Genomic DNA, 17,880 nt, shown 5'->3' on the forward strand with positions numbered 1-17,880 from the left:
CTTACCAGGAGGTCGAATAGGCGCCGGGGAACTGCCGGGCGACGAAGGCCTTCACCTCGTCCGACTGGTAGGCCTTGATGAAGCGCGCGACGCGCGGGTCGTTCCTGTTGTCCTCGCGGGCCGCGATCACCACCGCGGCGAAGGGCGCGTCCTTGCTTTCCAGGGCCAGCGCGTCCTTGGCCGGCGACAGGCCGGCCGGGATCGCGTAGGCCGAATTCACCGCGGCCGCGTCCACGTCCGACAGCGAGTGCGGCAGTTGCGCGGCCTCGATCTCGATGAACTTCAGCTTCTTCGGATTCTGCTCCACATCGAACAGCGAAGCCGTCACGGTCACGCCGTCCTTGAGGGTGATCAGCTTGGCGGCGGCCAGCACCAGCAGGGCGCGCGCGCCGTTGGTGGGATCGTTCGGGATGGCCACCTTGCCGCCCTGCGGCAGCTCGTCCAGCGACTTCAGGCGCTTGGAATAGATGCCCATCTGCTGCACCACGGCGGTCGCCACCGGCACCAGCTTGTAGCCGCGCGCCTTGTTCTGCGAATCCAGGAAGGGCTTGTGCTGGTAGATGTTGAGGTCCAGCTCCTTGGCGTCCAGCGCCGCGTTCGGCTGGATGAAATCGCTGAACTCCACCAGCTTGACCTTCAGCCCGTCCCTGGCCGCCACGCGCTGCGCGACCTCGCCGATCTGCGCGTGCGGGCCGACGGTCACGCCCACCGTCAGTTCGGCGTCCTGCGCCATGGCCTGGGTGCCGGCAAAGCCCGCCAGGGCGGTGAAAACGGCCAGGAAATGGCGTAGGCGCATACGAGTCTCGCAAAGTCGGTAGGAAAGACCCCGCATTCTAGTGAGCGGGCTTCAAAACCGGAAGCGATGAATACTCATATTGATATGCGAATTACGATATAAAGCCGCGCGCCATGACAAGCCGGCGGCATCCGGACACAATACGGGCTTGCTTTCATTCATCGCGATCCCATGTCCGCCACCACAGAACTCCACCCCCACGCGCGCGCCCTGCTCTCCGACCACTACGCCGCCGTGGACGCCGACCTGCCCGCCCTGCTGGACCTGCTGTTCGCCCGCAGCGCCGGCGAAGACTGGCACAAGGCCGGCACCTTCAAGCACCACCTGCTGGGCGTCTACCGCACGCTGGCGCTGTGGAACCAGCCGCGCGAAGTGCGCCTGCTGGGCCTGTTCCACAGCGTCTACGGCAATGAATACGTGGACCTCACCCTGTTCGACCGCGAGCGCGAGCGCAACACGCTGCGCGAGGCGCTGGGCGCCGAGGCCGAGGAATGGGTGAGCCTGTTCTGCGCCATGCCGCGCACGAAGTTCGTGCAGGCCATCCTGCAAGGCCAGGGCGCGGGCCCGGACGGGCTGAAGCTGGAAGGCGCGGACGGCCAGGTCTATGCGCTCACGCCGCGCCAGGTCGCCGCTTTCATCGTCGTGTCGGCCGCCGACATCGGCGAGCAATGGCACAGCTGGCAGGACGAGATCTTCGCCGGCTATCCGCAGCAGCAGCGCCGCGACCTGAAGACGAACTGGACCGCCTCGATGTGGCCCGGTCCGCTCAAGCCGCCGTCGAACATCCTGTCCATGCTGTCGCACCTGCTGGCGCCCTTGTCGCGCATGCCCGCCGACACCGGCATTCCGGTCCCGCCCGCGTTCGACGGCTGCCGCGCCACCCTCAGCCCGCGCGACGAAGCCGCCGCCAGCGCGCTGTACTGGCAGGTCGTGACCCGCATGCACCCGATGACCGAAATGGACAGCGCGCGCCACTTGCTGGAAGCCGCCGTGGCGCACAATCCCTGGGTGGGAGAGCCGCGCCTGCTGCTCGCGCAGCTGGCCTTGACCGCGGGCGACTTCGACGCCGCGCAGGCGCATGCCGCCGCCGGCCTCGCGGCCCTGCAGGCCTGGGGCACGGCCTGGGACAAGCGCATCGAATGGGCCGGATGGATGGCCTGGGCGCGCATCGAACTGCAGAATGCCAGGGCCCGGCAATGGCCGGAGAACCTGGCGGCGCTGAACGGATTGGGCCTGGTCCAGTAGGACCTACTTCATGCCTTCCCAGTGGGGGCCGGGCACGGCGATATCGAAGAGTTCCAGCACGCGCGCCACGGTGTGATCCACCATTTCCTCGATGGACGCGGGGCGGTGATAGAAGGCCGGCAGCGGCGGAAAGACGATGCCGCCCATTTCCGTGACGGCCGTCATGTTGCGCAGGTGTGCCAGGTTGAACGGGGTTTCACGCACCATCAGCACCAGGCGGCGCCGCTCTTTGAGCGTGACGTCGGCGGCGCGCGTGATGAGATTGTCCGACAGGCCGTGGGCCACGGCCGCCAGCGTGCGCATCGAACAGGGCACGATCACCATGCCGGCGGTCTGGAACGCGCCGCTGGCCAGCGTGGCGCCCACGTCGCGCACGCTGTGCACGTGGTCGGCCAGGGCGTAGACGTCGTGGCGGCTGACGTCCAGCTCGTGCTTGATGTTGAGCACGCCGGACGCCGACACCACCAGATGCGTCTCCACGTCGTCCACGCCGCGCAGCGCCTGCAGCATGCGCACCGCGTAGAGCGCCCCGGTGGCGCCCGTGATGCCGATGACCAGCCGCCGCACGGGCTTGCTCAGGCCATTGCGCCGGATTGCTCCAGCAGGGTCTTCAGTTCGCCGGACTCGTTCATCTCATTCATGATGTCCGAGCCGCCGACGAATTCGCCGCCCACGTACAGCTGCGGAATGGTGGGCCAGCTGGAGAATTCCTTGATGCCCTGGCGGACTTCCTCGTCCTCCAGCACGTTGACCGTGACCAGCTTCTTCACGCCACAGCTCTTCAGGATCTGGATGGCCTTGCCGGAAAAGCCGCATTGCGGAAACTGGGCGGTGCCCTTCATGAACAGCACGACGGGGTGCTGGGTCACGGTTTCGCGGATGAATTCTTGAACGTCGCTCATGGTGGTCTCTTGGACAGGCGTAGGGGAATACGTCAATTATAGGTACAGCGGGAAAAATCGCCCGGATACCCCGGGAGCGGCCCGGGGTATCGTTCAGGCGGGGAGCCGGCCGCCGGAGATGCGCTCGATGCCGGCCAGGTCGCGCCGGCTGTGCACGGCCTCGAATCCGGCGGCGGCCAGCATGTCGCGCACCGCCTGCGCCTGGTCCCAGCCATGCTCCAGCCACAGCGAGCCGCCGCGCTTCAGGTGGCGCCGCGCGCCCTGCACGATGCGGGACAGGTCCTGCAGGCCGCCGGCGCCGTCGGTCAGCGCGCCGCGCGGCTCGAAGCGCACGTCGCCCTGCTCCAGGTGCGGATCGTTGCTGGCCACGTACGGCGGGTTGGACACGATCAGGTCGAAACCCTCGCCCGCCGGCACCGCCTCGTACCAGCTGCCCTCGACCAGCCGGACCGAGGCCGCCAGGTCCCAGGCGTTGCCCGCCGCCACCGCCAGCGCGGCCGCGCTGACGTCCGAAGCCATCACGCGCGCGTCGCGGCGCGCCAGCGCGATCGAAATCGCGATCGCGCCGCTGCCCGTGCCCAGGTCCAGCACCGCCGGCGCGGACAGGCCGGCCAGGCATTCCAGCGCGGTTTCCACCAGCACCTCGGTGTCCGGGCGCGGAATCAGCACGTCCGGCGTGACCCGCAGGCGGTGGCCCATGAACTCGCGATGGCCCACCAGATAGGCCATGGGCTCGCCGGCCAGGCGGCGTTGCGCCAGCGCCTCGTAGGCGGCCGCGACTTCCGGCGCGAGCGCATCGGTGTCATGCGCCAGCAGCCAGGCGCGCGGCTTGCCAAGCACGTGCTCGAGCAGCATGCGCACCTCCAGCCGCGGCAGGCGCGCATCGAGCAGCAGGGTCTTGAGCTGCGGCGGCGTCATGGCGCGGCTCCGGTCAGAGATCGTCGCCCAGCGCCGCCAGCTGCTCGGCCTGGTGTTCGGCGATCAGCGCGCCGGTCAGTTCCTCCAGATCGCCTTCCATGATCTGCTGCAGCTTGTACAGCGTCAGGTTGATGCGGTGGTCGGTCACGCGGCCCTGCGGATAGTTATAGGTGCGGATGCGCTCGGAGCGGTCGCCCGAGCCGATCAGGCTCTTGCGCTCGGCCGCCTCCTTGCTCTGCCGCTCGCGGACTTCCTTGTCCTTCAGGCGCGCGGCCAGCACCTGCATGGCCTTGTCCTTGTTGCGGTGCTGCGAGCGGTCGTCCTGGCACTCGACCACCAGGCCGGTAGGCAGGTGGGTGATGCGCACGGCCGAATCGGTCTTGTTGATGTGCTGCCCGCCCGCGCCGCTGGCGCGGAAGGTGTCGATGCGCAGGTCGTTCGGGTTGATGACGATGTCCGACATCTCGTCGGCTTCCGCCATGATCGCCACGGTGCAGGCCGACGTATGGATGCGGCCTTGCGCCTCCGTGGCGGGAACGCGCTGCACCCGGTGCGCGCCGGATTCGAACTTCAGGCGGCCGTAGGCGCCGTCACCGTCGATACGCGCGATCACTTCCTTGTAGCCGCCCAGTTCGGACGGGCTTTCGGACATCAGCTCCACGCGCCAGCCGCGCTGCTCGGCGTAGCGCGTGTACATGCGCAGCAGGTCGCCCGAGAACAGCGCGCTCTCGTCGCCGCCCGTGCCCGCGCGGATTTCCAGGAACACGCTGCGGCCGTCGTTGGGGTCGCGCGGCAGCAGCAGCACTTGCAGCGCCGCTTCCAGCTCCTCCAGCCTGGCGCGGCCGGACTTGAGTTCGTCCTCGGCCATGGCTTTCAGGTCCGGGTCCGCCAGCATCTCCTGGGCGGCCGCCAGGTCCTCCTCGGTGCGCGTGAAGGCGGTGAACGCCTCGACCACGGGCTCCAGTTCGGCGCGTTCGCGCGAGAGCTTGCGGAAGCGCTCCATGTCGGAGGCGGTTTCCGGTTCGGCGAGCATGGCGTCGACCTCGATGAGGCGGTGGCACAGATGCTCCAGCCGGCTGCGCATGGAAGATTTCATGGGGAATGACCAAAAAGAAAAGCAGGACAGCGGGCGCCCAGAAACGGAACGCCCGCCAGAGAGGGCGGGACGTGGGACAGCGTCGCTAACGGCGCGAGTCGCGGCCGGGGAACAGGCGCGGCATCCAGGCAAGCAGCTGCTTGCGGTCCTCGCCTTCGCTGCGGTTCAGGGCCGCCAGCGGGCCGTGCAGGTATTTCTGCGTCAGGCCGTGGGCCAGCTGCTCGAGCACGGCCTCGGGCGATTCGCCCCGCGCCAGCAGCTTGCGGGCGCGCTCCAGCTCGGCGCTGCGGACGTCCTCGGCGGCCTGGTGCAGGTCGCGGATGACAGGCACCACTTCGCGCGACTGCATCCAGTGCATGAAGCCCTGGACGCGGGTTTCGATGATGGCTTCGGCCTGCACCACGGCGGCGCGGCGCGCGTCCGTGCCGGTCTGGACCAGCCGGCCCAGGTCATCCACCGAATACAGATAGACGTCGTCCAGGCGGCCGACTTCGGGCTCGATATCGCGCGGCACGGCCAGGTCTATCATGACCATCGGCCGGTGGCGGCGCAGCCGGGTGGCCCGTTCCACCATCCCCAGGCCGAGGATGGGCAGGGAGCTCGCAGTACAGGACACGATGACGTCGAATTCGGACAGCCGGTCCGTCAGGTCGGACAGCTTCATCGTGCTGGCGGAAAACCGGTTGGCCAGGATTTCGGCGCGCTCGGCGGTGCGATTGGCCACCACCATGCTGCGCGGACGCTGCGCGGCGAAGTGCGTGGCGCACAGTTCGATCATTTCGCCCGCGCCGATGAACAGCGTGCGGGCCTGGTCCAGATTGCCGAACACGCGCTCGGCCAGGCGCACCGCGGCGGCGGCCATGGACACCGACTGCGCGCCGATGGCGGTCTGCGACCGCACTTCCTTGGCCACCGAGAAGGTGCGCTGGAACATCTGGTGCAGCAGCGTGCCCAGGGCGCCGGCCTCGCCGGCGGCGCGCACCGCGTCCTTCATCTGGCCCACGATCTGGGTCTCGCCCAGCACCATCGAATCCAGCCCGCTGGCCACGCGGAAAGCATGGCGCACGGCGTCGTCCTGGTGGTGGCGGTACAGGTGCGGACGCAGCGTGCCGGCGTCCAGGCGGTTGTGCTCGGCCAGCCAGGCCGGCAGTTGATCGGCCACGTGGCCGTCGGCCGCGCAATAGATCTCGGTCCGGTTACAGGTCGACAGGATCGCGGCTTCGCGCACCGAACCGCCGAACGCCGAACGCAGCCCTTCCAACGCGGGCTTCACCAGATCGACGGGCATGGACACGCGTTCGCGGACCGAAACCGGCGCGGACGTGTGATTCAGACCGAAGGCAAGGACTGCTACCGACATGAGGGAAGGACGGCCAGGCCATCCGCGGGTAAGTTAAGAACTGCCGCCGACAAGCGTCGCAACGGGCGGGGGATACAGGCACGTGCGCTGCGGCAGACCGCTAGCGATTATACTCCTGCGGGTTATCCCCAGGCCAGCCCGCGGCTTCCGCGGGCCGCAGCAACGGCCAACGTCTCCGCCAAACAACAGCGGCGGCCCGGACCGCCGGCCATTCGCGCCTCCAGGCGGACAATATCCAGGGATTTTCCTGCCGGCTGGCACAAGTCCAAAAAATTGTGTATAGTTGCGGACTTCGTTGGCCTGGTAGCTCAGTCGGTAGAGCAGAGGATTGAAAATCCTTGTGTCGGTGGTTCGATTCCGCCCCAGGCCACCAGAATTCCAGAATCCCCGCCTTGAGCGGGGATTTTTTATGCCTTTTCGATCCACGCGACGACAAGACTACCCGCCCCGTGGCGCGCGACGACATAAAACTGATCGCCCAAGCCTGCCACGAACGCATCCCGTTCCTCCTGACGGAGGACGCCTCGTCCCTGCATAAGTATTGCGAGCGGCTACGCGATACCGGGGCTTGCCAGGTACGCACCATCCTGTTGTCGGCTGGCTACGACCCCGGCGCTTTCCGGCTGGACGGCCAGCAAGGTCTGGACTTGGGCGACCAGATCTGAATAGCAGCGCCCCCTCCCCTTACTGACGCTTCCGGGATATCGTAAGAGGCGCCTGCGCCTTGCGCGGCCCCGCCGTTCTCCTCGACCGCTCTCATCCCCCGGAACCGCGACATGCGCGCCTATGCCAAGACGCTTTTCAGCCTGATCGCATTGTGGATGGCGGCCCTGGGCTGCGCTTACGGGCAGGACAAGCCCGCGCCGGCCGCCCAGCCGGCGCCCGCTTCCGCCGCGGCGATCCAGGTGGCGGACATTCCCTTGCGCGCCGATACCGATCACCGCTATGCCGAAGGCGTGATCGAGAACGTCACGGCCAGCGATCCCGCCGACAGGCTCGCGCCCCGGCTCGAGGCGATCGCCCGCTCCAGCGACGAGAAACTCCACCAGTTCCAGCCCGCCCAGCTGCGCACCCTGCCCGTGATGCGGCTGGAAAGCCTGGAACGGCACTGGATGTTCGATGCCCGCCGCTTCGATCGCTGGCAGGCCGACATGCAGCGCGCGACCGCGGCATACGCCGCCGAGGCCGCCGAACTGGCGCGGCGCAGCGACGCCTGGCAGGCCATCCGCAATTCGCCCGGCGCGGCGCGCCTGCCGCCGGCGCTGATGAGCAGCGTGGACGCGGTCATCGCGCAACTGGCGCAGGCCGAAGCCGCGCTGTCCGGCCCGCTGGCCCGCCAGATCGCGCTGAGCCAGCGCGGCGCCGCCGTCGAAAGCCGGATCATGGCGGGACAGCGCGAAGTCGCCAGCGCCATCGACGATATCGACGCGCGCCTGCTGCAGCTCGACGCCGCGCCGCTATGGCGCGTCGCCGACCAGCCCGTGGCCCCCGGCCAGGCGCTGGCGCTGCTGCGCACCGGCCTGGAACTGGAGCTGCGCTTCGCGCGCGAGTACGCCGCGGCCGACACCAGCAACCAGCTCGCCCTGCATGTGCTGCAGGCCGTGCTGCTGCCGTTGCTGCTCTGGCTGGCGTGGCGCAGCCGCGCCGCGATCCGCGCGCAGGAGATGAGCGTAACGGCCGCCCGGGTGCTGGGCCGCCCGCTGTCCGCATGGCTGCTGCTGGCCATGATGGGCGTGCTGCTGCTGGAGGCGGACGCGCCGCTCATCGTCCAGCAGGTGGCGCTGCTGCTGGCGGTGGTGCCGGTGCTGCGGCTGCTCCCGCCGGCCACGCGCCAGCAGCTCGGCCTGTGGCCCTACGCCATTACCGGCCTGTATCTGATCGAACGGCTGGGCGTGCTGTTCCTGGTCAGCGAGACCTGGTATCGGCTCCACAGCCTGGTGCTGACCCTGCTGGCGCTGGCGGCCTCGCTCTGGCTGCTGGCGCGCGCGCGCCGCGCCCCCGACGCCCAGGCCTCGGGCCGCCTGCGCAAGGCCTTGCACGCCATCGCCTGGGGCGCCACGGCGCTGCTGGCCATTTCCGCGATCGCCAACATCGTCGGCAACCTGTCGCTGGCCGAGATGCTGACCAGCGCGGTGGTCAGCAGCGGCTATTTCGGCCTCATGCTGTATGCCGGCGTCACCATCATCGTCACGCTGCTGCAATTGCTGCTGGCCCGCCCAGGCGTGTCGCGCTTCCGGATCGCGCGCGAGCACGCCCCGCCCCTGGTGCAGCTCCTGATCCGGCTGGTGACGGTCGGCGCGGTCATCGGCTGGGCCGTCTACACGATGGACCGCTTCCGCATCCTGCGCGCGGTCTACGGCATCGTGACGCAAACGCTGTCGTACACGCTGGCGGTCGGCAACATCACGATCAGCCTGGGCAATATCCTGGTGTTCGTCGTTTCGGTGCTGATCGCGTTCTGGGCCGCGCGCACGGTGCGCCTGCTGCTGCACGACGAACTGCTCAACCGCATGCCGCTGCCGCGCGGGGTGGGCAACAGCGTGGCCTCGCTGAGCTATTACTCGGTGCTGCTGCTGGGCCTGGCGGTGGCGCTGTCGGCGGCCGGCGTCAAGGCCAGCCAGCTCGCCATCGTGCTCGGCGCCCTGGGCGTGGGCATCGGCTTCGGCCTGCAGAACGTGGTCAACAACTTCGTCTCGGGCCTGATCCTGATGTTCGAGCGCCCCATCCAGCCGGGCGACGCCGTGGACATCGGCGGCACCTCGGGCGAAGTGCGCGACATCGGCATGCGCGCCACCCGCATCCGGACCTTCGACGGCGCCGACGTGGTGGTGCCCAACGGCACCCTGCTCTCGGAAAAGCTGACCAACTGGACCATGCTGGACCGCAACCGCCGCATCGACATCAACCTGGGCCTGGCCTACGGCACGGACCCCGCCCGCGCCCTCGAACTGCTCACCGAGGCCGCCCGCGCCACGCCCGGCGTCTCGGTGCAGCCGGCGCCGCTGGCGCTCTTCATGGGCTTCGGCCAGAGCACCCTGGACTTCAGCCTGCGCGCCTGGACGCCCGACTTCGACCGTTCCCTGGTGGTGCGCAGCGACCTGCTGTCGCGCATGTACGCCGCGCTGACCCAGGCCGGCATCGAGATCCCCTACCCCCAGACCGACCTGCACCTGCGCAGCATCTCCGAGGCCGCCGGCGCCACGCTGGCCCAGGCCCGCCGTCCCGCTTCCGGACCCGAACAGCCGCCCGGCCCCTTCTGAGGCGAATTTTGTGTATAGTTGCGGACTTCGTTGGCCTGGTAGCTCAGTCGGTAGAGCAGAGGATTGAAAATCCTTGTGTCGGTGGTTCGATTCCGCCCCAGGCCACCAGAATTCCAGAATCCCCGCCTTGCGCGGGGATTTTTGCTTTGGCCTGTCGGGTTTCTGACGGTGCGCCGGGACACGGAATGCGCCGCTGCTCGTGACGCAAACTTACTGGCTCAGGGTATTCAGCCGCTCCATGATGAGGCCGGCGCGCTCCGGCTCGGCAATAAGGCCTGGCAAAACATTGGCAAAGTCGGGATTCTTGAGCAGCCGCGCGAATGCGGCGCCCACGGCCTGGCGCAACTCGGCGGGCGCGGCGGCCATTTCTGCGGCCAGCTCCTCACGCCCATCGATGATGTTCAACACATCTTCCAGATCATGGCTATTCATGAGGTCGCCGCCTCCTCGACCAGCGAAAGCTTCCAGCTTGGTGGCGACAAAGGCCACGGCGCTTATCAGTCGGATCGTGACACCCCGTCCCAGGTCCGTGGCGACGGCGGTCTCGACCGCGTAGGGGTACCAGCGATTGGAAAAACCCAGAATCTCGGGCTGAACGGGCATAAGATCGAAAAGCACGCCAGAATCCTTGTGTACCCATCGGCAAATGACGTCGCTGCTCACATCGCGTGCAAATCCGCGCGCCGCCACGGACTCTTCGAAGCGATGGAACATGGCGCGATCAGCCTGCAGCACCGCGTCCACGTCTCGCGTGGCGCGTACGGGATCGGCCAATGGGTCCGTGATCAGCAAGCCTGCTACGGCGCCTCCGACGAATACGACTTGCTCGCGCAGGTCGCCCAGCGCTTCGGCAATGCTGCGCAAGTGGGGCAGGTTAGGATCATCTGCTCGCATCGACATCTCCTGCGTCAAGACGCATCAGTTCGGCCTGCATCAGTTTGGCCGCAAGTGCACGCTCGCGGGCGCGCCCCGTGCGCAAGGCATCCAACAACGCCAGCAGGCGGTGCAGGGCCGGGTCCGCAAGCGCAGCCTGCGGTGCTGTGCGGTAGAGCGGCGAAAGCGTGGGGCCTTTGGATGTGCCCTTGGGGTGTGCCCAGACGGGGGCCTCGCCTGGCGCCGCCGTCAACTGGCTGGCCAGAGGTTCGGCGCCGAAGGCCGTCGGTACTCCACGCTTGACCGGCCCAGGTATGGCGGGCCATACGTAGCGCACGCCATGCAGGACAAACTCCAGAAGGTTGGCCCGGATCGGTGACCATTGGCCGCGTGCCGGCGCCACGGCCAGGCCCGACGCCACGGCGCGCTGCACACTCGCGTGGGTTTCCGAGGCGCTCATGGACAGCGCAGCGCCCAGCGCGGCATAGGTCCAGCGCTGCGGCGGATGGGCGGCCACCTTCAGCAACACGAGCAGGTCCTGGGGTTTTAGTTCCATTTCAGAGCAATATTCGCTATTCGCGAATTGCGAATATCGCCGATGAAGCGATTTTATGCAAGCGCTATCCCTAGGAAAAGATTACAAAAAAGTAATCCCCGCGTAACCCCCGCGCCATCATCGCGCCGTCACACTGGAAATTCTGCGTAATCAGGGAGCGGCACCGCTCCGGGACTCGAGGGACAGGCATGGACCATCGGCATCATTCGCAGCACTCCCCCCAGCACAGCGCGCACCACCAGGCGACGCCTCCAGCGCCGGCGCCGGCCGAGACGCCGCCCGGCACGATCTACACCTGTCCCATGCATCCGGAGATCCGCCAGGATCATCCGGGCAACTGTCCCAAGTGCGGCATGACGCTGGAGCCGCTGATTCCGCTGGAGGCGGAGGACGATGGCGAGCTGCGGGATTTCCAGCGGCGCTTCTGGTGGACGCTGCCGCTGACGGTGGCGGTCACGGTGCTGGCGATGTTCGGCCACCGGCTGGGCTGGTTCGACATGGCGACGCAGTCCTGGCTGGAACTGGTGCTCTCCTTGCCGGTGGTGCTGTGGACGGGCTGGCCGTTCTTCGTGCGGGCCTGGCAGTCGATCGCGCGGCGCAGCCCGAATATGTGGACGCTGATCGGCCTGGGCACGGCGGCGGCCTTTGTCTATAGCGTCGTCGCCACGCTGGCGCCCGGCGTTTTCCCCGATTCGTTCATGTCCATGGGCCGGGTGGCGGTGTATTTCGAGGCCGCGGTGGTGATTATTTCGCTGACCATGCTGGGGCAGATCCTGGAACTGAAGGCCCGTTCGCAGACCTCGGCGGCGATCAAGTCGCTGCTGGGCCTGGCGCCCAAGACGGCGCGGCGCATCAACGCCGACGGCAGCGAAGAGGACGTGCCGCTTGCGCACGTGCACGTGGGCGACCTGCTGCGGGTGCGTCCGGGCGAGAAGATTCCGGTGGACGGCGTCGTCACCGAGGGCGGCAGCGCGGTGGACGAGTCCATGCTGACCGGCGAGCCGATTCCGGTCAGCAAGCGCGCTGGCGACGCGCTGATCGGGGCCACGCTGAACACCAGCGGCACACTGGTGATGCGCTCGGAGAAAGTGGGTTCGGCCACCATGCTGGCCCAGATCGTGCAGATGGTCGCGTCCGCCCAGCGCTCCAAGGCGCCGATGCAGCGCATGGCCGACGTGGTGGCCGGCAAGTTCGTGGTGCTGGTGGTGCTGGTGGCGCTGGCCACGCTGCTGGCCTGGGGCCTGTTCGGGCCGGAGCCGAGCTGGGTGTTCGGCCTGATCAACGCCGTGGCGGTGCTGATCATCGCCTGCCCTTGCGCGCTGGGGCTGGCCACGCCCATGTCGGTGATGGTGGCCACCGGGCGCGCGGCCACGCAGGGCGTGCTGTTTCGCGACGCCGGCGCGATCGAGAAGATGCGCGAGGTGGACACGCTGATCGTGGACAAGACCGGCACGCTGACCGAAGGCCGGCCGGCTTTCGATGTCGCGATCGCGGCGCAGGGCTATACGCCGGAGGAGGTGCTGCGGCTGGCGGCCAGCCTGGACCAGGGCAGCGAACACCCGCTGGCCGACGCCATCGTCAGCGCGGCGCGCGAGCAGGGCCTGGCGCTGGTCCCGGCGGCGGATTTCGACTCCGCCAGCGGCATCGGCGTGCGCGGCACGGTGCAAGGCAGGCGCCTGGCGCTGGGCAACACGGCGCTGATGGAACAGGAAGGCGTGCCGGTGGCCGCGCTCCAGGCCGACGGCGAACGCCTGCGCGGCGAAGGGGCCAGCATCATGCACCTGGCGGTGGACGGACGCTTCGCCGGCATCCTGGCCGTGACCGACCCGATCAAGCCCAGCACCCATGAGGCCATCCAGAGCCTGCACGACAGCGGCCTGCGCATCGTGATGGCCACCGGCGACGGGCTGACCACCGCACAGGCGGTCGGCGCGGCGCTAGGCATCGACGAGGTGCATGGCGAGGTCAAGCCGTCGGACAAGCTGGCCCTGGTGGAAAAGCTGCAGCAGGACGGCCACGTGGTGGCGATGGCCGGCGACGGCATCAACGACGCCCCGGCGCTGGCGCGCGCCGACGTCGGCGTGGCCATGGGCACGGGCACCGACGTGGCCATGAACAGCGGCCAGGTCACGCTGATCAAGGGCGATCTGCGCGGCATCGCGGTGTCGCGCCAGATTTCCATCGACACCGTGCGCAACATGCGGCAGAACCTGATGTTCGCCTTCGTCTACAACGGCATCGGCGTGCCGATAGCGGCGGGCCTGCTCTACCCGTTCACGGGATGGCTGCTGTCGCCGATGCTCGCGGCGCTGGCCATGAGCCTGAGTTCGGCCTCGGTGATCTTCAACGCGCTGCGGCTGCGCGGCGCCAGGTAAAAAACGGCCGCCGCTTACGCGCGCAAGCGCGCCAGCGTGGCTGCCACCAGCCGGTCGCAGTCGTCGCCGTCGAACTCGAACAGGCTTTTTTCGGTGGCGTCGATATCGTGCGACAGCGCTTCGCGCAGCAGCGCGTTGGCGCGGAAGTGGCGGCTGCGCACGGTGGCCTCGGGAATGCCCAGGCTGCGCGCCGTTTCCTCCACGGACAGTTCCTCGACGGCGCGCAGCACGAACACGGTCCGGTACGCGACCGGCAGCGCGTCCAGGCGCGCCTCCAGCAAGGCGCGCAGTTGCGCGCGCGCCGCCGCGTGATAGGGCGGATCGAAGTCGTTGATCGTCATCGCGTCAGCCTCGTCGTCGATGTCGTCGGCCATGGGGCACAGCGCCTCGCGGCGTCCGCGCTTGCGCAGGCGGCCATAGCACTCGTTCAGGACCAGCCGCGACAGCCAGGTGAAAAGCGAGGCGTCGCCGCGGAACCGCGCGATCGAGCGGTACGCGGCCAGGTACGCTTCCTGCAAGGCCTCTTCGGCGTCGGCGTCGTTGCGCAGGGTGGCGCGCGCCAGGCGGTACAGCCGCCGGTTGTGGCGGCGCATCATCAGTTCGAACGCGGCGGCCTCGCCCGCCGCGATGCGGCGCGCGAGCGCCAGGTCGTTCTCTTCGGCCAGCACTGCGGCCGGCGCCGCCACGGTGTTCATGCGTTCAACCTCCGCCTCGTCATTGCGCGACCAGGGTCGCCTGCATGGTCGGATGGAACAGGCAGACATAGGCGATGCTGCCCGTCTCGTCGACAGTGTAGGTCCAGGACGCGCCGGCGGCGATGGCCCCCGAATCGAAGGCCTTCGACTGCGCGGTGGCGGTGTGCGGCACCAGGTCCTTGTTGACCCAGGTCACCCGGTCTCCGCGCCGCACCGCCAGCGTGGCCGGGACGAACCGCATGCCTTCTATGGTCACGACGTGTTCGGCCGCCGACCCGTCCGCGGCGCGCGCCGGCGCGCCGGCCAGCAGGCCCGCGCAGAGCGCGGCGGCGCCGGCGCGCCGCCACACTGCGGGCAGGTTCGCCCTAGCCACCGGCGAGCCTCTTCTGCAACTGGCGGGCATGCTCCAGGTGCGCGATGAACGCGGGCCGCACCTGGACCAGCAGGGCCTTGAGCTCGGCGTTGTGCGCGCCCGGGATCAGGGTGCCGTCCAGGGCCTGGATGACCGCCTCGTGATAGGCCACTTCGTGGTCGACGTAGGCCTTATCGAACGCCGCGCCCTTCAGGCCCTTGAGCTTGGCCAGGTTCTCGTCGCCGCCTTTCTGCAGGCTGGCGCTGGTGGGATTGGCCTCGGGCGTGACCTTGAGCTTCTGCACCAGTTCGCCGGCCGACTTGTTCACCGCCGTATGGTCGGTGACCATCAGCGCGGCGAACTCGCGGACTTCCTTGGCGTCGGATTTCTGCTGCGCCAGCTTGCCGGCGTCCACGTCCACCTGGTTGGCCACCACGACGATGGCCGCGATCTGCGGGTCGGTCGGGCCGTTGCCGTGCGCGAACGCGCTGGCGCCGGCCAGGACCAGGGCACAGAACCATGTAGTCTGAATCGCTTTCATTTCACCCCCCAAGACGATGGATGCAGGCGTGGCGGCGCGCCGGAATGGCGCGAAACGCGCTTGCATATGGGGTTGGATGTCGCGAGCGAGCGCCGCGTTCCGGCCTCAGCCGATCGGGACCGTCATCCCGTATTTGGCCCGGTTCATCACCACCAGGGTGGAGAAGCGCTTGACGTTGGGGTTGCCCCAGAAATGGCGCTGGGCGAAGGCCTCGTATTCGTCCATGTCGCGCATGGTGAGGGTGAGCACGAAATCGACGTCCCCGGTGACCGACAGGCATTGCATGATTTCCGGCGCCCCCAGCATGGCGCGCTTGAAATGGTCCAGCTTGTCGGCGCGCTCGCTCTCCAGCGTGACCAGCACCACCATCATGATTCCGCGTCCGACGGCGGCCGGGTCGACCACGGACACGTCGCCCATGACCACGCCGGTCTCGCGCAGCCGCTTCATCCGGCGCAGGCAGGACGCCGGCGACAGGTTCACGCGCTGCGCGACCTCCTGGCTGGTGCGCTGGTTGTCTTCCTGCAGGCTTTGCAGGATCTGGAGATCGAAATCGTCTAGTTCCATAAAGGTCTCGGAACGTATTGAAAGCGGGCGGGACGGGCCCGCCGTCGATTCTAAGCCGAGCCGCGCCGCAATCCGCCCCCATTTCGACGGGAAACCTCATTGCGACGCCTCCGGATGCAGGAATTAATCAGCCGGCTTGCTTACACTTGGAGCCCTCCGTCCGCGCCGCGGGCGGGCCGCTCCCTCGTATCATGCCGTCACTCCAGCTTTTCCTGCTATTTCTCGCCGCCGACGCGGCGCTCAAGCTCACGCCCGGCCCCGACATGGCCCTGACCCTCACGCGGGGGATGACGCAGGGGTTCCGGCCCGCCTTCCACAGCGTGCTGGGCAACGTCGCCGCCGGGTTCATCCAGGTGCCGGCGGTGGTGCTGGGGCTGGCTTCGGTGTTGCGGGCCTTTCCTTCCCTGTTCGTCGGGATCAAGGCCGCCGGCGGCCTGTACCTGGGCTATCTGGGCGTCAAGGCCATCGTGCGCTGCGCCCGCTCGGCCGAGGTGTCGCTGGCGGCGCGCCCGGGCGATGCGCGCGACGCGTTCTGGCAGGGCTTCATGACCAATCTGCTGAACCCCAAGGTGCTGCTTTTCATGATCGCGTTCCTGCCGCAGTTCACCAGTCCGGAAAACGGGCCGGTCTGGATACAGATGCTGGTGCTGGGCATCACCATGAAGGCGCTCAGCCTGCCCTATGGCAGCGGCTTCGCCTACGGCGCCTCGCGCATCCGCGGCTGGGTCGGCCGCAATCCGTGGTTCCTGCGCACGCAGCAAGGCCTGCTGGGAGCCATCATGCTGGCCCTGGCGCTGTACGTGCTGTATTCCACCACCGCAACCCTGCCCTGATCCGCCCGCGCCGCCTTTTTCCATGACCACCGCAACCTTGAACACCGGCCGCAACGCCTCCCCGTCCACCCTGCTGCCCACCCTCTCGCTGATCGGCGCGATGGCGTCGCTGTGCATCGGCACGTCCTTCGCCAAGTCGCTTTTCCCCCTGGTGGGCGCGCAGGGCACCACCGCCTACCGCATCGCCATCGGCGCGCTGATCCTGCTGGCGTTCTGGCGGCCGTGGCGCTTTCCGCTCACGCGCCGCGACGCCGGCAAGATCGCGCTGTACGGCGTGACGCTGGCCTGCCTGAACCTGCTGTTCTACATGGCGCTGCGCACGCTGCCGCTGGGCGTGGCGATCGCCATCGAATTCACCGGGCCGCTGGCCCTGGCCGTGGCGCTGTCGCGGCGCGCCATCGACTTCGTCTGGATCGCCTGCGCGGCCGCCGGCCTGGTGCTGCTGATTCCCACGGGCCAGTCGGTGCACGACCTGGACCCCGTCGGCATCGCCTACGCGCTGGGCGCGGCGGTGTGCTGGGCGCTGTACATCATCTTCGGCAAGATGGCCGGCAACGTGCACGGCGGGCAGGCGACCTCGCTGGGCCTGACGGCGGCCGCGCTGGTGGCGCTGCCCATCGGCGCCGTGCATGCCGGCGCGGCCCTGCTCGACCCCAAGCTGATCCTGGCCGGCATCGCCGTCGGCATCCTGTCCAGCGCCCTGCCCTATTCGCTGGAAATGGTGGCGCTCAAGCGCCTGCCGCAAAAGACCTTCGGGGTGCTGCTCAGCATGGAGCCGGCCATGGGCGCGCTGGCCGGCGTGGTGGTGCTCAACGAGCACCTGGACAAGACACAATGGCTGGCCATCGGCGGCATCATCGTGGCCTCGGCCGGCTGCGCGGCCACGGCCCGCCGCCAGAACGCGCGCCGGCGCCAAACCGGGTCTTAGCCGAAACCCACTTCCCGCTGGGGCGGCCGCAGCGGGTCGAAGTCTTCCCAATGGTTATTGCGCCAGCGGCCGTTGGCGTGTTCGACGTCGGCGCCGCCGGCGTCGCGCAGCACGCGGCAGGCCAGCAGCTCACGTTGCGGACGCGCGCGCACCGCCACCATGACGCCGGCCTGGCGGATCTCGGCGTGCGCATCGGGATTGAAATAGCCGTGCTGGGTGCTGCCGTGGCCGGTCACCCACAGCGCGCCGAAAAGCGAGCCGAGATAGGCGCCCACGCCCGCGGCCGCCAGGATCAGCGGCGTGGAGTCGCTCAGCTCCGACATCACGAAGCCGCCGAACACCGCGAACCCCGCCCCCATGCCGCCGGCGCCCAGGAAGGCGCCCATGTCGGCGCGGCCCGCGTCCGGGTCCGAACGGCGGTCGCCGCCCAGCGGATAGCGGCCATGCTCGCCGGCCGGATTGACATAGAAGATGTTGACGTCCCAGTCTGGGAAACCGTTGGCGGACAGGCGCGCGGCCGCGGCCTGGGCCGCTTCGAAGCCCTCGAAGCGGGCAGCTACGATCAGAGACATGATAGGCTCCT

Annotated in this window: 19 protein-coding genes and 2 tRNA genes; 8 read left to right on the forward strand and 13 right to left on the reverse strand. The window is 68.5% G+C overall.

Going from position 1 to position 17,880, the window contains the following annotated elements; genetic code table 11:
• Position 1 precedes the first annotated feature (1 nt).
• Positions 2 to 796: a MetQ/NlpA family ABC transporter substrate-binding protein gene (locus AC1M14_RS24315; RefSeq protein ID WP_479730581.1), complete on the reverse strand. Its 795-nt coding sequence runs from the start codon at positions 794 to 796 to the stop codon at positions 2 to 4.
• Between the two features lie 171 nt (positions 797 to 967).
• On the opposite strand from AC1M14_RS24315, the gene AC1M14_RS24320 reads away from it, so the two are divergent.
• Complete coding sequence (locus AC1M14_RS24320; RefSeq protein WP_479730582.1) at positions 968 to 2,041, forward strand: DUF6817 domain-containing protein; 1,074 nt, start codon at positions 968 to 970, stop codon at positions 2,039 to 2,041.
• 3 nt (positions 2,042 to 2,044) lie between these two features.
• Here AC1M14_RS24320 and AC1M14_RS24325 read toward each other — a convergent pair whose 3' ends face one another.
• The 5 genes from AC1M14_RS24325 to hemA all read right to left on the reverse strand — a co-directional run bounded on the left by AC1M14_RS24325 (position 2,045) and on the right by hemA (position 6,317).
• Positions 2,045 to 2,608 (reverse strand): UbiX family flavin prenyltransferase, encoded by a 564-nt coding sequence (locus AC1M14_RS24325; RefSeq protein ID WP_102775669.1) that lies wholly within the window; start codon positions 2,606 to 2,608, stop codon positions 2,045 to 2,047.
• Between the two features lie 8 nt (positions 2,609 to 2,616).
• Positions 2,617 to 2,943 carry a Grx4 family monothiol glutaredoxin gene (gene grxD / locus AC1M14_RS24330; protein ID WP_102775668.1) on the reverse strand — a complete coding sequence of 109 codons (327 nt, stop codon included), beginning with the start codon at positions 2,941 to 2,943 and terminating at the stop codon, positions 2,617 to 2,619.
• Between the two features lie 93 nt (positions 2,944 to 3,036).
• The gene (gene prmC / locus AC1M14_RS24335; RefSeq protein WP_102775667.1) at positions 3,037 to 3,861 is read right to left on the reverse strand and encodes a peptide chain release factor N(5)-glutamine methyltransferase; all 825 of its coding nucleotides are present in this window, start codon (positions 3,859 to 3,861) and stop codon (positions 3,037 to 3,039) included.
• 13 nt (positions 3,862 to 3,874) lie between these two features.
• The gene (prfA, locus tag AC1M14_RS24340) at positions 3,875 to 4,957 is read right to left on the reverse strand and encodes a peptide chain release factor 1 (RefSeq protein WP_102775666.1); all 1,083 of its coding nucleotides are present in this window, start codon (positions 4,955 to 4,957) and stop codon (positions 3,875 to 3,877) included.
• A gap of 85 nt (positions 4,958 to 5,042) precedes the next feature.
• On the reverse strand, positions 5,043 to 6,317 hold the full coding sequence (hemA, locus tag AC1M14_RS24345; protein ID WP_102775665.1) for a glutamyl-tRNA reductase: 1,275 nt from the start codon (positions 6,315 to 6,317) through the stop codon (positions 5,043 to 5,045).
• Between the two features lie 297 nt (positions 6,318 to 6,614).
• Here hemA and AC1M14_RS24350 point away from each other — a divergent pair.
• From AC1M14_RS24350 to AC1M14_RS24365, 4 genes are all read left to right on the forward strand, one after another.
• A tRNA-Phe gene (locus AC1M14_RS24350) sits at positions 6,615 to 6,690 on the forward strand.
• Positions 6,691 to 6,709: 19 nt separating this feature from the next.
• Positions 6,710 to 6,982 (forward strand): hypothetical protein, encoded by a 273-nt coding sequence (locus AC1M14_RS24355; RefSeq protein ID WP_479730583.1) that lies wholly within the window; start codon positions 6,710 to 6,712, stop codon positions 6,980 to 6,982.
• Between the two features lie 111 nt (positions 6,983 to 7,093).
• Entirely contained in the window at positions 7,094 to 9,577 is a 2,484-nt protein-coding gene (locus tag AC1M14_RS24360; protein WP_479730584.1) for a mechanosensitive ion channel family protein, read from the forward strand.
• 32 nt (positions 9,578 to 9,609) lie between these two features.
• Positions 9,610 to 9,685: transfer RNA gene (locus AC1M14_RS24365), tRNA-Phe, on the forward strand.
• A gap of 102 nt (positions 9,686 to 9,787) precedes the next feature.
• Here AC1M14_RS24365 and AC1M14_RS24370 read toward each other — a convergent pair.
• Both AC1M14_RS24370 and AC1M14_RS24375 read right to left on the reverse strand, forming a co-directional pair.
• Positions 9,788 to 10,471, reverse strand: a complete 684-nt coding sequence (locus tag AC1M14_RS24370) for a hypothetical protein (RefSeq protein ID WP_102775354.1) — start codon at positions 10,469 to 10,471, stop codon at positions 9,788 to 9,790.
• Complete coding sequence (locus AC1M14_RS24375; protein WP_479730585.1) at positions 10,458 to 11,006, reverse strand: hypothetical protein; 549 nt, start codon at positions 11,004 to 11,006, stop codon at positions 10,458 to 10,460. The genes AC1M14_RS24370 and AC1M14_RS24375 overlap by 14 nt, the downstream gene beginning before the upstream one ends.
• 188 nt (positions 11,007 to 11,194) lie before the next feature.
• On the opposite strand from AC1M14_RS24375, the gene AC1M14_RS24380 reads away from it, so the two are divergent.
• Entirely contained in the window at positions 11,195 to 13,381 is a 2,187-nt protein-coding gene (locus AC1M14_RS24380; protein ID WP_479730586.1) for a copper-transporting P-type ATPase, read from the forward strand.
• 14 nt (positions 13,382 to 13,395) lie between these two features.
• Here the strand turns inward: AC1M14_RS24380 and AC1M14_RS24385 are convergent, their stop codons facing one another.
• The 4 genes from AC1M14_RS24385 to AC1M14_RS24400 all read right to left on the reverse strand — a co-directional run bounded on the left by AC1M14_RS24385 (position 13,396) and on the right by AC1M14_RS24400 (position 15,536).
• The gene (locus AC1M14_RS24385; protein WP_209166526.1) at positions 13,396 to 14,076 is read right to left on the reverse strand and encodes an RNA polymerase sigma factor; all 681 of its coding nucleotides are present in this window, start codon (positions 14,074 to 14,076) and stop codon (positions 13,396 to 13,398) included.
• Between the two features lie 19 nt (positions 14,077 to 14,095).
• Positions 14,096 to 14,449, reverse strand: a complete 354-nt coding sequence (locus tag AC1M14_RS24390; RefSeq protein WP_479730587.1) for a cupredoxin domain-containing protein — start codon at positions 14,447 to 14,449, stop codon at positions 14,096 to 14,098.
• Positions 14,442 to 14,969 (reverse strand): DUF4142 domain-containing protein, encoded by a 528-nt coding sequence (locus AC1M14_RS24395; protein WP_102775351.1) that lies wholly within the window; start codon positions 14,967 to 14,969, stop codon positions 14,442 to 14,444. Before AC1M14_RS24395 ends, AC1M14_RS24390 begins: the two co-directional genes overlap by 8 nt.
• 105 nt (positions 14,970 to 15,074) lie before the next feature.
• The gene (locus AC1M14_RS24400; RefSeq protein WP_102775350.1) at positions 15,075 to 15,536 is read right to left on the reverse strand and encodes an Lrp/AsnC family transcriptional regulator; all 462 of its coding nucleotides are present in this window, start codon (positions 15,534 to 15,536) and stop codon (positions 15,075 to 15,077) included.
• Positions 15,537 to 15,727: 191 nt separating this feature from the next.
• Between AC1M14_RS24400 and AC1M14_RS24405 the strand changes: the two genes are divergently transcribed.
• Both AC1M14_RS24405 and AC1M14_RS24410 read left to right on the forward strand, forming a co-directional pair.
• Entirely contained in the window at positions 15,728 to 16,369 is a 642-nt protein-coding gene (locus AC1M14_RS24405) for a LysE family translocator (RefSeq protein ID WP_102775385.1), read from the forward strand.
• 22 nt (positions 16,370 to 16,391) lie between these two features.
• The gene (locus tag AC1M14_RS24410) at positions 16,392 to 17,297 is read left to right on the forward strand and encodes an EamA family transporter (protein ID WP_479730588.1); all 906 of its coding nucleotides are present in this window, start codon (positions 16,392 to 16,394) and stop codon (positions 17,295 to 17,297) included.
• On the opposite strand, the gene AC1M14_RS24415 is transcribed toward AC1M14_RS24410, so the two are convergent.
• Positions 17,294 to 17,869 (reverse strand): hypothetical protein, encoded by a 576-nt coding sequence (locus tag AC1M14_RS24415; protein ID WP_102775348.1) that lies wholly within the window; start codon positions 17,867 to 17,869, stop codon positions 17,294 to 17,296. The two genes, AC1M14_RS24410 and AC1M14_RS24415, sit on opposite strands and share 4 nt — an antisense overlap.
• Between the last annotated feature and the right edge of the window lie 11 nt (positions 17,870 to 17,880).

It is taken from the genome of Achromobacter sp. SX5 (genome assembly GCF_056711425.1).